The sequence below is a fragment of the Nonomuraea sp. MG754425 genome (genome assembly GCF_021699195.1).
Lineage (GTDB): Bacteria > Actinomycetota > Actinomycetes > Streptosporangiales > Streptosporangiaceae > Nonomuraea.
The window spans coordinates 52770-65795 of record NZ_SSXE01000023.1 but is presented as its reverse complement, the minus strand read 5'-3'; the positions used below and the strand labels follow the sequence as shown (position 1 = coordinate 65795).

Sequence of the window (13026 nt, the reverse complement as noted above, 5' to 3'; positions counted from 1 at the left end):
CACCCCGGAGACCCGCACGGAGCGGATCGAAGAGCTGCGGGACCTCGTCACCGAACGGCTCAAGGCCAGGGAGCGCCGGGCCGCCTTCACCGAGGACGTGGTCGTCGTCCTCGACGGGGCCCGCGCGCTGCGCGACATCCCCGGCATGAAGGAGGTGCTCAGGGAGGGCCCGTCCGTCGGCGTGTACGTGATCTGCGCCGACCAGCGCAGCCTGAACGAGTGCCGCGGCGTCTGCGAGCTGGACGGCGTCGGCATGCTGCTCACCCGGGGCCGCCAGGGGCTGCCGATCCCCGTGCAGCCCGAGAGCCTCGGGGAGCAGGCCGCCGAGCGCATCGCCCGCGCGGTCGCCCCGATGCGCGACCGGCTCACGCTGGCCAGGGCCGAGAGCGTGATCCCCGACGCCGTGCGCCTGCTGGACACGCTCGGGCTCAGCGTTCCGGACGAGGAGGCCGTGCCGGCGCGGTGGGCCGCCGCACCCGGGCCGACCACCAGGGTGTGCGTCGGCGCGGACGGCTCCGGCCCCGTCACCGTGGACCTCGCCGCCGACGGGCCGCACACGATGCTCGGCGGGGCCACCGGCGCGGGCAAGAGCATCCTGCTGCGCACGCTGGTCACCTCGCTGCTGCTGGCCAACCGGCCCGACGAGCTGAACCTGGTGCTGGTCGACTTCAAGGGCGGCAGCGCGTTCCTGCCGTTCGAGCACTGCCCGCACGTGGTGGGGCTGATCCGCTCGACCGGTGACACCGCGGCCGACGTCTTCGACGAGAGCGCGGCCCGCCGCGTGCTGGCCTCCGTACGGGCGGAGGTGCGGCGGCGGGAGGCGATCCTGGCCAGGTACGGCGGCGAGATCGACGCCTACTGGGGCGCCGGCGGGCGGCTGCCGCGGCTGGTCATGGTGTTCGACGAGTTCGCCCGCGTGCTGGAGACCTCGCCCGACTTCCTGCGCGAACTGGTGAACGTGGCGGCCAAGGGCCGCTCCCTGGGCATGCACCTGGTGCTGGCCACGCAGTCGTTGCAGGGCAAGCTGTCGCCCGAGCTGAAGAACAACATCTCGCTGCGCGTCACGCTGCGCCAGAACGAGCCCTCCGACAGCACCGAGGTGCTCGGCGTGCCCGACGCCGCCACGATCCCGTCCCGGCTGCGCGGACGGGGCATGATCATGCGGGTGGGCGGCGAGCAGCGCACGCCCCAGCTCTTCCAGACCGGCTACCTGGGCGACCCGCCGCCCACCGGAGCCGCCCCGGCCACCGCGCGGCTGACGCCCTGGACCGCGCTCGGGCTACCCCGTCCCGAGCCCAGGGACGCGCCCCGGGCCGGCCGCACCGACCAGGAACTGGCCATCGCGGCCGTGCTGGCGGCCGCGTCCCGCCTGGCCACGGAACCGCCGTTCCGTCCGCTGCTGCCGCCGCTGCCCGCCCGGCTGCCGCTGGACGCCCTGCCGGCGGCGGACGGCGTGCCCTTCGGGCTGACGGACGACCCGGCCGACCAGGCCCAGCCCGCCTTCACCCTCGACCTGGACGGCACCGAGCGGCTCATGGTGGCCGGAGGTCCGCAGTCGGGACGCACGACGTTCTGCCGGGCGCTGATCTCCGCCCTGGCGGCCCGCCGCTCTCCCGAGCACCTGTGGCTGTACGTGGTGGAGCACCGGCCCGGCGGCCTGGCCGGGTACGCGTCGCTGCCGCACTGCGGCGCGGTCATCGGAGGCGGCGAGCCCGACCGGGTCAGGCGGCTGGTGACCTGGCTGGCGGACGAGGTGGACCGGCGGCGGCTGGCCCGCCTGTCGCCCGCAGGGCCGTCCGCGCCGGTGATCGTGCTGGTGATCGACGGGTGGGAGTACTTCGAGGACCGCGGCAGCCCGGACTTCTTCGAGACGCCGCTGCTCGTCACGCTGCGCGGGATCGTCGCGGGAGGGCCTCCGGTGGGGATCCACACGGTGGCCGCGGGCGGGCACGACATGGTGCGGGGGAAGACGCCCGACCTGTTCTCGCGGCGGCTGTTCCTGCCGTTCCCCCGGGAGGAGACGCGGCGGTCCTACCTGTCGGCGGGCATGGTGTCGCCGCCGGTCCTGCCGGGGCGGGCCATCGAGGCGGCCTCGGGGCTGCACGTCCAGATCTGCCTGCCGCCCGAGAGCCCGCCGGTCGCGCCCGCTGCCGCCCGTCACGGCCGCGAGCCCGGGTCCGGGCCGAAGCCGTTCCCGCCGCTGCCGGTCAGCCTGCCGTCGAACCGGCTGCCGGGCGCGGCCGTCGGCGTCGGCGGTCCCGGCGTCACGCCCGTCGAGCTGGACCTCTTCGACCACGGGCCGCACCTCGCGCTGGTGTCGGGCCCTTCGGGGTCGGGACGCAGCAACGCGGCGCTGGTCATCGCGAGCGTGCTGCTGCGGGCGGGCGTCCGCGTGCTGGCCGTCGGGCCGCCGCGCTCGCCCCTGGTGCGCTCGCTGCCCGAGGCGCGGGCGCTGGCGGGCACCTCGTTCACCGACGCCGCGCTGCGCGAGGCCGTGGAAGCGTTCGAAGGCGAGCGGTACGCGGTCGTGGTGGACGACGTCGACCAGGTCACCGTCACGCCCCGGGAGCAGGGCTTCGACACCCTGCCGACCCTGTTGCAGGACCTCCTCGCGCCGTCGGAGCTGGGGCGGCGGGCCCTCGTCCTGTGCGGGGACGCCACGCCGCTGCTGGAGGGACACCGGCGGGCGCTGGCGGGCGAGGTGGCCGAGGTGCTGAGGTCGGGGACGCGCTTCCTGCTGACGCCGACCAGCCGGGTGCACGCCCGGGAACACGGGATCAACCTGGAGCCCGACCAGTTCTTCGGAGGGCCGGTGGGGCGGGCTTACATGGGGACGGGGCGGCGACTGGACCTGGTGCAGTTCGCGCAGCTCTAGAGGAGTACGCGAAAAGAGAGGCGTCGTGACTTCGCTCAAAATAGGGTGACCAGTCTACTTGTTTCTCTAGACCGGTCGCCCTAGAGTAAGGGTCATGGCAGCTCAGGGTGAGACGAGAGAACGAGTCCTGCGGACGGCGGCGGAATTGTTCCAGCGGCAGGGCTACCACGGCACCGGGCTGACCCAGGTGCTCGCGGAGAGCCGGGCGCCGAAGGGGTCGCTGTACTTCCACTTCCCGGACGGCAAGGAGCAGTTGGCGTCAGAGTCGGTCGCACGGTCCGGGCGGGAGGTCGGCGAGTCCCTCCAGCGGCTGCTGATCACCATGAAGGACGGCCGATCCGGCATGGCCGCCATGGGCGAGCACTTCGCCCGCAGCCTGCTGGAGTCGGACTTCGCCAAGGGATGCCCGGTCGCCACCGTGGCGTTGGAGACCGCCGCCGAGAACGAGACCATCCGCTTGGCCTGCGACGGCGCCTACGGTCAGTGGCAGCAGGGAATCGCACTGGCGCTGCGCGGCTGGGGCGTCCCCGAAGAGCAGGTGGAGCCACTCGCCGCACTTGTCCTGTCGTCCATCCAGGGAGCCGTGATGCTCGCCCGAGTCCGCAAGGACGTGGCCGTCATAGGCACGATCACCGCACAACTCGGCGACCTGATCGCACAGGCCGCCAACTGACGATCGTCGGCTCAATACTCACCCGCCCGTATCATCGCAATCCAGGAAAGTCTCATGCGCGTACATCACTTCGACTGTGCCCGAATGCTGGAGATCGAGCCGGCAGACGGGCCGGACAGCCCGCTCAGTCCCGCCGCCGCGGTCAGCCATGTCCTGCTGGTCGAGACGGACTCGTCCGGGCTCGTCCTGGTGGACACCGGCATCGGCCACGCCGACATCGCGAACCCGGCCGAGCGGCTGCTGAACGACTGGGTGGAGCTCACCCAGCCGTCGCTGGATCCCGCCACGACGGCAGTCGCACAGATCACGGCACTTGGCCTGTCCCCAGCGGACGTCCGCCATATCGTGCTCACCCACCTGCACCGTGACCACGCCGGCGGACTGAGCGACTTCCCCGACGCGGCGGTGCACCTGTTCGAGGCGGAACTGGCGGACGGCGGCAAGACTCCGGCCCAGCTCGCGCACGGCCCGAAGTGGGTGACCTACAACAGCGGATCTGGAGAGCGATGGAAGGGTTTTGACAGAGTTCAAGCCCTTGACGCCATCGCTGAGGAGATCTTGCTGATCCCGCTGCACGGGCACACACCAGGCCATGCAGGAGTCGCGGTGCGGGACACAGACCGGTGGCTGATCCATGCAGGTGACGCATACATGTACCACGGCGAAGTCGATCGGCCCACGCCCGACACTCATCCCTTGATGGAGCTGGTCCAGGCTTCGGGGGAGGTAGATCGCGAGCAGCGCCTCGCGGGTGTCGCGACACTGCGTGAGATGACTCTCGATCCCCAAGGTGACGTCGAGGTGTTCTCGGCGCACGACCCATGGGAACTGGCCCGCTACCTGTAAGTCTCAGCGTCAGTTACATCTCCAGGATTGATCAACGGCGACGGGCGTCCGGATCCCGGCCCTGTGGCCAGCGCCGGATTTCGTTCCCTCTGGGGTGTTCACGAGTGGATGTGAGCTGGGGCGGGTCGGAGCCCTAGATCGGCCGGGCGCACTCGTGAAGCTGACGCCGTTCGCGAAGCCCCGGACCGAACGGGCGCATTCGTGGGTCTGGCGCCGTTCTAGACCGGATGGGCGCCGGTCGGTTGTTCTCGTAGGTCGTCGTGGTGGGGCGTGCCCACGCCGGGGGCGAGGCTCGCGCCGCCGACGCGTAGTGCGGCCGTCGCGCCGCGCAGGCCGATGACGGCCCTGGCACCTCGGCCCAGCAGGGCGGTGCCCCGGCCGATCGGCAGCACGCCCAGCGCGGCCAGGCCCACCTGATCCAGCGAGCCGTCGCCCCGCTGGTACCTGTGCAGCGCGGCGTCCAGCATCATCGCGCCCGTCACCGTCGCCACGCCTGCCGGGCCGCCGGGGGCGGAGGTGGCCAGCACGACCAGCCCGGCCACCGCCGCCACCGTGCCGGCGCAGGAGACGAAGCCGTCCCAGGAGCCGTCCCAGGAGCCGTCCCAGGAACCGGCCCAGGAACCGGCCCAGGAACCGGCCGCGGCTCCATCGGCTTCGGGCGGCTGCCCGGTCTCCCGTACGGCCCGGCTCCCGGCGCTCCGGCGGACGCGCGACCGATCGGCGTCCGCCTCACGGGCCCGCCTCGGCGGCCGGTGCGCGTACGTCTCGTCCGCCCGGCACGGCCTCACCCGCCGACGCCGCCGCTGAGCGAGGCGTCCAGCTCGCGGTGCTTGGCGATGGCCGTCTTGAGGAACTGGCTCATGCCCTCCAGCCCCTGGATGACCTGCCTGGCGCCGTTGTTCCACTGGTCGTAGTCCTGCTGGAACTTGCCCGAGGCCCGCTCGGTGACGAAGTCGCTGCTCACGAGCTGGTCGATCATCGCCTTGAGCTGGGTCAGGCGGCTCTCGATGTCCTCCCTCTCCTTGTTCAGCCGGGTGGCGCTGTTCTCCACCTGCGGGAAGCTGAGGTGATGGGTCCCACCTGCCATGACGGTTCACTCTCCTCGGGGGTCGGACCAGGCCAGGGTGGCGCTGATCGCGTCGAACAGGTCGAGCATCGGCTCGGCCAGGCTGAGGTGCGGGCTGGTGAGCACCAGGTCCAGCACGCCGTGCCCGCCGGGCACCGGGACGAGCGTCTGCATGACCACCGCGTCGATCTCGCCGGTCTCGACCCCGGTCACGCGTACGGCGCGGCCCGCGTCCACCTCGACGATCTCGACGCGGCGCCAGGCGGGCGTGCCCGGCGCGCGCGGCACGGCGACGACCCCCGAGGCGATCGCCTCGACCGTGTTGCCCTCGGGGTCGGCGCGGCCCTTCGTATGCAGGACCATGAGCGTGGCCAGGACGGTGCCCGCGTCCTGCACGTGGTCGGTCATCGCCGCGCTGAACACCGCCCCGTGCCGCGCCGCCAGCCCGGCGACCTCGCGCAGCACCTTCAGCAGCACCGCCCGGTGCGGGGCCAGGTCGGGGGCGGTCGCCACGCGGGCGTCCACCAGGCGGGCCAGGTCACCGGTGCGGCCGGCCCGCCAGACGTCGAACTCGTACCAGGATTCCGGCACCCGCACGGTGAAACCGAAGGGCAGCTCAGCCATGGGTCAGTTCCTCCTTGACGGCGTCCACGGGTTCGGGAGTGACGCGGCCGGCGGCTCCTCGGGGTGCCCCGCCCAGGGCTGACCGGCACGCGCCGCACCCGTGCCGGCCGCCGGTTCCGGAGCCGGGTCCGGACGGTCCGTCAGCGCGAAGACCAGCGACGCCGCGATCGTCGCGGCCAGGACGCCGGTGAGCACGCCGAGCCCGAGCGCCTTCATCACGAGCCCCCCGAACCGGTCGAGAGCGAGCCTGCCAGCGAGCCGTCGAGCGTGCCCGTGCCCTCCACGAGGGCGTCGAGCAGGCCCGCCGCGCGTTCGAGCAGTTGGTCCATGCGTTCGCGGTTGTCGGAGGACTCCTCGAAGAACCTCCGTACGGCGTCGTCCACCCGCTGCGAGCCGGTCCGCGCGTCGAGCGCCCCGGACCGGCCGCCGTCCAGCGCCGCGCGGACGGCCTTGAGATCCCCCGAGACCTTCGCGGCCTCCTGGCGGTCGGCGGTGAACTCCTCAGCCATTGGACGTCGTCTCCCCCGCGATGGCCTCGAACGCGCGCCAGTCCCGATAGACGGTCTCGATGATCTGGGGGCCGCCGGTGCGGCTGTCCATGCGCAGTTCCAGGCGTTCCGGCAGGCCCTGGGCGTCCACCCGCAGGGTGAAGCGCACCGGCCCCTCGGCCGGCAGGCCCGCGTACGTGGCCTGGCCCTCCTCGCCCCTGACCCGGTGGGCCAGGGCCGAGCCGGCGAACGTGCGGCCGTCCGCGCCGGTGACGCGCACGTCCGGCCCCGCCGCGTCCAGCAGGCCCTTGATCGTGCGCGGCGAGCTGAGGTCGCGGACGTGGTGCGCCTGCCACCCCGCGCACGGCTCCACCGGCGGCCGGTCGGCGTCGAACGGCACGCCCCCGGCCACACCCCTGCTCCCGACGAGGGACACGACTGTGGGGCTCGCGTCGTTCCCGCAGGTCAGCTCCATGTCGTACGACGTCGCGGGCGCGTTCCCGTCGAAGCTCAGCCGCCCCTCGGCGACGGCCCGCCGCTTCGGCCTCGGTTCCTCCGTCACCTGGCGGAAGGTCGCCGTGCGCCGGCCGATCGCGCTGAGCACGTCTCCCACGCCGGTCTGCGGCGGGCTCGCCTGGCCGGAGATCAGAATCACGGCGCCCGCCGCCACCGTGACGATCGCGACGCCGATGCCGATGCCCGCCAGGTAGGCGGGCTTGCGCCAGAACGGCGTGGCCACGAGGCTCTCCTCGTAGGGCGCGGGCTCCTGGGGCCGGGTCCGCCGCTCGGCCTCCAGCAGCAGTTCGGACGCGGTGGCGGCACGGGCGGCGCTGTCGTGGCCGAGCAGGACGCGCACCAGATCGACGGCCGAGGGACGGGCCGCCGCGTCGGGCCGGCGGCACTCGTCGATCACGGCGCGCAGCGCGGGCAGCAGCCGGTCGAGGTCGGCTCCGTCGCCCGGCCGGTGCCCGGTCGCCGCGAAGACGATCACGTCCGCCCAGTCCCTGACGTCGCTGGCCGGGAACAGGCTGTCGCGCGGCCCCGGCGCGAAGGACACCTGGCCGGGCGGCCCGATCATGACGTTGTCCGGGCCGAGCCGCAGCCCCGCGATCCCGCCCAGGTGCAGCCTGGCCATGGTGGTGGCGGCGCCGAGCGTGAACAGGTGGAGCGCGTCGCCCCTGAGCGGGCCCGCCGCCGCGACGGCAGCGGCGAGCGATTCGCCCTCTCCCAGGTAATCGCGCGGCCTCAGGGCCAGGCCGTCGCTCCATCCCTGAAATTCCATCGCCATCCCCGTGCAGGCCGAATAAGCGCGGCAGGCACCCGCGAAAGTCGCCTTCCGAGCAGTTCAGGCGGCTTTCTTGGGGTCGCGGATGCCCTTTTCCGATTGGTTGTACGCGGTCGGCCGGGAAAGGGTTCAAGCGAATTCCGGAAATCTCTTCCGGGCAGTGGGAGAGCGGCGGGGATTCAGCCGGGAACGACCGTGAACAGTTCGTAGCTGTGCCCGTCGGGGTCGCGCACGTAGACGCCCCGGCCGCCGGCGAGGTGGTTGATCCGCCGGTCCCAGCCGTTCATGGGGCCGGAGCCGTAGTCGATGCCGTCGCCGCCCGTCCGGAGGCGGTCGAGCACCGCGTCGAAGGTGGCGTCGTCCACGAGGAAGGCGTAGTGGCCGGGCTGGGGGTCGCTGCGGTCGTCGAAGTCGAGCGCGAGGTCGTCGTTGACCCTGACCGGGATGAACGGCCCCGCCTGCGGCTCCGTCCGCAGGCCGAGCAGGCCGGCGAGGAACGCGGCCGAGGCGTGCTTGTCGGTGGCGGGGACGATCAGGTGGTTCATGACGATGGTCATGCCGGGATCCTTTTCAAGAGCTTGAATGCATGCGATACGCACACAATCATATGTGCGTATCGCATGCAATCCGGCGTAAGGTGAGGCCCATGAGTGACATGGACGGCGGCGGGCCCGCGCTCTTCCGGCTGGTGCGGTTCTGGTCGCGGCGCTGGGCCGGGCAGGCGGCGGCGCCCACGGGTGAGGCGCGGCACGTCCAGCACGTCATGGTGGTGGAGGCCGTACGCACCGCGCCCGGCGAGGCGACCGTGGGCACCGTCGCCCACCAACTCGGCCTCGACCACTCCGGCGCGAGCCGCATGGTGAAGGAGGCCGTGGACGCCGGTCACCTGGAGCGCGCCACCTCCCCGCACGACCGCCGCCGCGCCGCGCTGCGGCTCACGGAGCGTGGGCACGCTCTGCTGGCGGGGTCGCGCGAGTGGCAGCGGCACGCCTTCGACGAGCTGACCGCCTCCTGGGACGAGGCCGACCGGCTCCGGTTCGCCGCCTACCTGCGGCGACTGGCCGACGAGGTCGGAGCCTGACCGCTCCCGGAAGAACCGGCACCCTGCCGAAACACCCGAACTCGAATTAGCCGGAATTCAACGGATCAAACCCCCACTAAATCCCCATCACGCTCTTCACGGAACCCGATGGGATGACATGCCACGAATGACCAGATTTTAAGTTTATGCCGGTTAAGTCATACGTGTAGGGCTTCTCTGCCCCGGGCATGATCGATCGGGCGAAACGCCACGCATTTCGCCTATAGTCCGATCAGGGGGAACAGTTCAATGGATAAAACCAGGATCTATCAGGCCATCGGCGGCGGCGTTCTCTCCGCCGCCGCATTCGTGGCCGGAATTCCGGCGGCCCACGCGATCGTCACGATCGTGCCCTGCTCCGGGGCCGCACTGGTGGCCGCGATCAACACCGCCGCGCCGGGCGCCACGCTCAATCTCACGCCGGGCTGCACGTACGTCCTGAACAACTCGACCGGCCCGCTCCCGCCGATCAACACGCCCCTCACCATCCACGGGCGCAACAGCACGATCCAGCGGGCCTCGGGATCGAGCCCCTTCCGCCTGTTCACCGTCAACAGCAACTTCAACCTCGACCGGGTCCGGCTCATGGGAGGCGACGCGTCCACCTCCCCAGGAGCATTCGGCGGAGCCGTCGCGGTCAACAGCGGCACCACGAACCTCGACAGCCTGATCATCACGAACAACACCGGCACCTTCTCCGGCGGCCTCGGCGGCATCAACGGAACCATCGTCAACGTGACGAACAGCGTCATTCAGCGCAACTCCGCGACCCTGAACGGCGGCGGCGCGGCCAATGACGGCCGGATGACCTTCTCCAACAGCGTCATCAACAACAACCAGGCCGGGGCGAAGGGCGGCGGAATAGCGAGCGACGGAATACTCGTGGTGAACCAGAGCACGGTCAACGACAACACGGCCGGAAACGTCGGCGGAGGTATCGCGAATATCGGCCCCGGCACCGCGACGGTCACCCGTAGCGTGGTCAACAACAACAGGGCGAACAATGCTCCGGGCGGTATCGACAACGAGGGCGGCGCCGGCACCGTGACGCTGACGGCCTCGGTCGTGCGGGGCAACACCCCGACGAACTGCGCACCCACGCCTGTCGCGGGGTGCGTCAACTAAACCTCGAACAAGCGCGAGGGACGAAGCGGGGCCGCGCCACGAACCCGGCCCCGAACACCGCCCCGCGCCCGGCCCCCGGCAACGCCGGGGGCACCCAGCCCCTGACCGGCCAGAACGACCGGCCTTGGCGGGCCGGCTGCCCGCGTCCTACGGCGTGACCCACGCCGCCGCGCTGACACCGCTGCGAACCCGCTGAACGGACCCGCGGTTTCAGGACCCGGCAGCCTCCAGCACCACCTTCAACCGCCGCAACAACTCGATGTCGGAACGGCAGCCGCGATTACGCTCCTGACGACGCGCCGCCCACAGCCCGACGCCGCCGGAGCCGTCCGACGCCCGGATGACGTGGAGATCGACGAGGGCATCCCCGCGTACGACCTCGAACCGCTCGCCGCCGGCCTCGTCCACGATCGGGTCCGCCGGCCCCCGCCGCACTGCGACCTCGCCGCGAGCCCGCATCGACTCGACGACCTCCCACAACCGCGACGACCCGCGCACCATGACCCCTTGCAGCGGCGGCACGAGCCCGCCCGGCTCCCGCCCGGCGAGCCAGACCGCTCGATGACCGTCGACCTCACCGCGCCGCAACCAGGCGGGCACGGGCTGATCCATCCGCTCCACGGTGACCGCCTCTTCAGGCATCCCCATCGACAGCAACCGCCCGCGCAGCTCACCCGCCTCACCGACGCTCATGAACCCGACCCGGAAGAGGTGCTCGTCCTCGCTGTAGCCCTGCTGGGCCGGCGCGAAGACATCCAGCCCACCGGAAAGCACACGATCGGCCTCCACCACCCGCCCGACCACACTCGCGAACTCAACCCCAAGCGCCACCCTCACCACCCCGCCCCACCGAGAACGCCATTGTGCCCCAGCGCCTACCGCGCCAGCCCTGTGAGCAGAGCCGAGGAGATCAGCGATCGCCTGTTCGCTCTGATGGCGAGGTGATGAACTGGCGATATGAGCCTTGACGACGGCAAGAGCGCGGTTCGCGAACGTGTCTGGTCGGCGCTGATCGACGCTCGGATCTCCACGCCGGACGCACGCGGCTACATCCCCCGGTTCGTCGGCTCCGACCAGGCCGCTGAGCTGCTCGCCGCCACCGACGCCTGGCGACGAGCGCGCGCCGTGAAGGCGAACCCCGACGACGCCCAGCTCCCGGTGCGGACGCGCGCCCTCGCCGAAGGCAAGATCCTCTACATGGCCGTTCCGAGGATGGCGACCGTCGAGCCGTTCTACTTCATCGACCCCGCCCGCTCCAAGCTGCCACCTGACCAGGCCGCCACCTGCGAGGCCGCCGAGAAGGCGAGCCCGCGCGTGGGCACGGAGCGGATGCGCCCGATCGACTTGGTCGTGTGCGGAACGGTCGCGGCGAATCGGGACGGTGTGCGCCTCGGCAAGGGGGCTGGATACTCTGACATCGAAGTGGCCCTCCTCATCGAGGACGGCCTCGTCGATGACGACACCGTGATCGTCACGACGGTCCACTCTCTTCAGGTGCTGGACGAACCGCTGCCCGAAGGAGAGCACGACTTCCGGGTGGACGTGATCGTCACGGAGAACGAGGTCATCACCTGCCCCCGCGCTCCGCGACCCCGGGGGCTGATCTGGTCCAGCATGCCCGCTGACAAGATCGCGGCCATCCCGGTCCTCGGCGCCCGCGCGACGAGGGGCGGCGGCTGAGCGGATCGATCCCCAGCGCGTCCGTACGACTTGACCTTGACGCGGCGGCAACGTTTCTCATGGAGGCGAGCTGCCGAAGGAGGAGTACGTGATGGTCGGAGCCGTGCTGCGGATCGTGGGGTTCGAGGTCAAGGGACTGGCCGCCATCGGGCTGTGGGTCGTGCGCCGCAAGCACGGGGTGCCCCGGGGCGCGGTCGTCGTGAGCTACGCCAAGGAGCAGGCGTTCATGCTGACGCTGATGCTGTTCGCGATGGCGGTCGAGACCGTGGTGGTGGATCTGCTGCTGGTCGCGCTCGACGTGCCCGCGTGGCTGCGGTACGGGGTGCTGATCGCCGACCTGTACGGCCTGCTGTTCGGGGCGATGCTGGCCGCGTCCTGCGCCACCCGGCCGCACGTCGTCACCCGTGACGCGCTGCGCATCCGGTACGGCGCCTACTTCGACCTGCACATCCCCCGTGACCTCGTCACCGCCGTACGGACGAGCCGGACGTTCAACGAGGACGGCATGGTCTCCGTCAAGGACGGCCGGCTGAGCGTGGCGGTCTCCTCGCGGACCAACCTGACGGTCGAGCTGGCCGAGCCGGTCACCGTGGTGCGCCCGCTCGGCGGCCGGGCGGAGGTGCGCTCGATCCGGTTCTTCGCCGACGCGCCCGAGGCGATGCTGGCGGCGCTGCGCCCCGAGCAGGCCGCACAGAGCACCTAGCCGGGCCTAGTCGATCGGTGTGCAGACGACGTGGACCTCGACGGTGATCGTCTTGTCCTTGCTGTTGAGGAAGAAGAGGTCCCAGGCGTCGGCCACGGCGTCCGGCCGGTCGCTGGTGCGGCCGGGTGCGTTCACCTCGACGATCACGGGGTTTCTGGTGCTGTGGACACCGTGGTAGGCGTAACCGCCGCTGATGGCCCGCCGCCCCTTCGGGCAGACCACGTTCGTGCCGAGGTAGCCGGGAGGAACCTCTCTGTTCTCCGTCACGACGGTGACCTGCTGCGCGGCCGCGGTGCCGGCGGGCCGGTCGGCCATCGCGCTCCCGCTCCAGGCGAGCGCCCCGCCCACGAGCCCGCCGATCGTGACGAGTACGGCCGTTCTGCCGGACCCCGGAAGTCCACCCATGGTCGCCCCCTCCATCTCGGTCGGTGGTCAAGGTAGCCGAGCGCACTTGACGATCACTTGCCGCCGAAGTCGATGAACCCAGCACCGGCCGGAGCTTCCGGCAGCGAGCACCTAGGCGAACCCCTTTTGTGGCGTTACGTTCAGGCCAGCACCATCTCGGGATCTCCCACCCTCG

Annotated in this window: 16 protein-coding genes; 7 read left to right on the top strand and 9 right to left on the bottom strand. The window is 71.5% G+C overall.

The window, feature by feature from the left end; genetic code table 11:
* From FAF44_RS10925 to FAF44_RS10915, 3 genes are all read left to right on the top strand, one after another.
* A partial coding sequence (locus FAF44_RS10925; RefSeq protein ID WP_272894339.1) for an FtsK/SpoIIIE domain-containing protein occupies positions 1 to 2875 on the top strand: 2875 nt, incomplete at its 5' end.
* A 94-nt stretch (positions 2876 to 2969) separates the two neighbouring features.
* Entirely contained in the window at positions 2970 to 3548 is a 579-nt protein-coding gene (locus FAF44_RS10920) for a TetR/AcrR family transcriptional regulator (protein ID WP_237102961.1), read from the top strand.
* Between the two features lie 84 nt (positions 3549 to 3632).
* Entirely contained in the window at positions 3633 to 4394 is a 762-nt protein-coding gene (locus FAF44_RS10915) for an MBL fold metallo-hydrolase (RefSeq protein WP_237102960.1), read from the top strand.
* A 218-nt stretch (positions 4395 to 4612) separates the two neighbouring features.
* On the opposite strand, the gene FAF44_RS10910 is transcribed toward FAF44_RS10915, so the two are convergent.
* The 7 genes from FAF44_RS10910 to FAF44_RS10880 all read right to left on the bottom strand — a co-directional run bounded on the left by FAF44_RS10910 (position 4613) and on the right by FAF44_RS10880 (position 8414).
* Entirely contained in the window at positions 4613 to 5182 is a 570-nt protein-coding gene (locus FAF44_RS10910) for a hypothetical protein (RefSeq protein WP_237102959.1), read from the bottom strand.
* Positions 5179 to 5481, bottom strand: a complete 303-nt coding sequence (locus tag FAF44_RS10905) for a WXG100 family type VII secretion target (RefSeq protein WP_237102958.1) — start codon at positions 5479 to 5481, stop codon at positions 5179 to 5181. Before FAF44_RS10905 ends, FAF44_RS10910 begins: the two co-directional genes overlap by 4 nt.
* A gap of 6 nt (positions 5482 to 5487) precedes the next feature.
* Positions 5488 to 6084, bottom strand: a complete 597-nt coding sequence (locus FAF44_RS10900) for a hypothetical protein (protein ID WP_237102957.1) — start codon at positions 6082 to 6084, stop codon at positions 5488 to 5490.
* 3 nt (positions 6085 to 6087) lie between these two features.
* On the bottom strand, positions 6088 to 6300 hold the full coding sequence (locus FAF44_RS10895) for a hypothetical protein (protein ID WP_237102956.1): 213 nt from the start codon (positions 6298 to 6300) through the stop codon (positions 6088 to 6090).
* Positions 6300 to 6593, bottom strand: a complete 294-nt coding sequence (locus FAF44_RS10890; RefSeq protein WP_237102955.1) for a hypothetical protein — start codon at positions 6591 to 6593, stop codon at positions 6300 to 6302. Before FAF44_RS10890 ends, FAF44_RS10895 begins: the two co-directional genes overlap by 1 nt.
* Positions 6586 to 7854, bottom strand: coding sequence for a hypothetical protein (locus FAF44_RS10885; RefSeq protein ID WP_237102954.1), 1269 nt, complete (start codon positions 7852 to 7854; stop codon positions 6586 to 6588). Before FAF44_RS10885 ends, FAF44_RS10890 begins: the two co-directional genes overlap by 8 nt.
* Positions 7855 to 8036: 182 nt before the next feature.
* Positions 8037 to 8414, bottom strand: a complete 378-nt coding sequence (locus tag FAF44_RS10880; RefSeq protein WP_237102953.1) for a VOC family protein — start codon at positions 8412 to 8414, stop codon at positions 8037 to 8039.
* A gap of 89 nt (positions 8415 to 8503) precedes the next feature.
* Here FAF44_RS10880 and FAF44_RS10875 point away from each other — a divergent pair, with 89 nt between their 5' ends.
* Together FAF44_RS10875 and FAF44_RS10870 are read left to right on the top strand one after the other, a co-directional pair.
* Positions 8504 to 8938, top strand: coding sequence for a MarR family winged helix-turn-helix transcriptional regulator (locus FAF44_RS10875; RefSeq protein WP_237102952.1), 435 nt, complete (start codon positions 8504 to 8506; stop codon positions 8936 to 8938).
* Between the two features lie 249 nt (positions 8939 to 9187).
* A complete protein-coding gene (locus FAF44_RS10870) occupies positions 9188 to 10063 on the top strand; it encodes a hypothetical protein (RefSeq protein WP_237102951.1) in 876 nt (291 codons plus the stop codon).
* Between the two features lie 210 nt (positions 10064 to 10273).
* Here the strand turns inward: FAF44_RS10870 and FAF44_RS10865 are convergent, their stop codons facing one another.
* Complete coding sequence (locus tag FAF44_RS10865) at positions 10274 to 10867, bottom strand: hypothetical protein (RefSeq protein WP_237102950.1); 594 nt, start codon at positions 10865 to 10867, stop codon at positions 10274 to 10276.
* 153 nt (positions 10868 to 11020) lie between these two features.
* Between FAF44_RS10865 and FAF44_RS10860 the strand changes: the two genes are divergently transcribed.
* Together FAF44_RS10860 and FAF44_RS10855 are read left to right on the top strand one after the other, a co-directional pair.
* A complete protein-coding gene (locus FAF44_RS10860) occupies positions 11021 to 11743 on the top strand; it encodes a 5-formyltetrahydrofolate cyclo-ligase (protein WP_237102949.1) in 723 nt (240 codons plus the stop codon).
* 88 nt (positions 11744 to 11831) lie between these two features.
* Positions 11832 to 12446, top strand: a complete 615-nt coding sequence (locus FAF44_RS10855) for a hypothetical protein (protein WP_237102948.1) — start codon at positions 11832 to 11834, stop codon at positions 12444 to 12446.
* Between the two features lie 6 nt (positions 12447 to 12452).
* Here FAF44_RS10855 and FAF44_RS10850 read toward each other — a convergent pair whose 3' ends face one another.
* On the bottom strand, positions 12453 to 12851 hold the full coding sequence (locus FAF44_RS10850; protein WP_237102947.1) for a hypothetical protein: 399 nt from the start codon (positions 12849 to 12851) through the stop codon (positions 12453 to 12455).
* Positions 12852 to 13026: the final 175 nt, after the last annotated feature.

Coding starts and splice junctions, on each gene's coding strand:
- FAF44_RS10880 (WP_237102953.1), bottom strand. CDS start 8,414: ATGACCATCGTCATGAACCACCTGATCGTCCCCGCCACCGACAAGCAC.
- FAF44_RS10860 (WP_237102949.1), top strand. CDS start 11,021: ATGAGCCTTGACGACGGCAAGAGCGCGGTTCGCGAACGTGTCTGGTCG.
- FAF44_RS10915 (WP_237102960.1), top strand. CDS start 3,633: ATGCTGGAGATCGAGCCGGCAGACGGGCCGGACAGCCCGCTCAGTCCC.
- FAF44_RS10850 (WP_237102947.1), bottom strand. CDS start 12,851: ATGGGTGGACTTCCGGGGTCCGGCAGAACGGCCGTACTCGTCACGATC.
- FAF44_RS10870 (WP_237102951.1), top strand. CDS start 9,188: ATGGATAAAACCAGGATCTATCAGGCCATCGGCGGCGGCGTTCTCTCC.
- FAF44_RS10920 (WP_237102961.1), top strand. CDS start 2,970: ATGGCAGCTCAGGGTGAGACGAGAGAACGAGTCCTGCGGACGGCGGCG.
- FAF44_RS10890 (WP_237102955.1), bottom strand. CDS start 6,593: ATGGCTGAGGAGTTCACCGCCGACCGCCAGGAGGCCGCGAAGGTCTCG.
- FAF44_RS10905 (WP_237102958.1), bottom strand. CDS start 5,481: ATGGCAGGTGGGACCCATCACCTCAGCTTCCCGCAGGTGGAGAACAGC.
- FAF44_RS10885 (WP_237102954.1), bottom strand. CDS start 7,854: ATGGAATTTCAGGGATGGAGCGACGGCCTGGCCCTGAGGCCGCGCGAT.
- FAF44_RS10895 (WP_237102956.1), bottom strand. CDS start 6,300: ATGAAGGCGCTCGGGCTCGGCGTGCTCACCGGCGTCCTGGCCGCGACG.
- FAF44_RS10900 (WP_237102957.1), bottom strand. CDS start 6,084: ATGGCTGAGCTGCCCTTCGGTTTCACCGTGCGGGTGCCGGAATCCTGG.
- FAF44_RS10875 (WP_237102952.1), top strand. CDS start 8,504: ATGAGTGACATGGACGGCGGCGGGCCCGCGCTCTTCCGGCTGGTGCGG.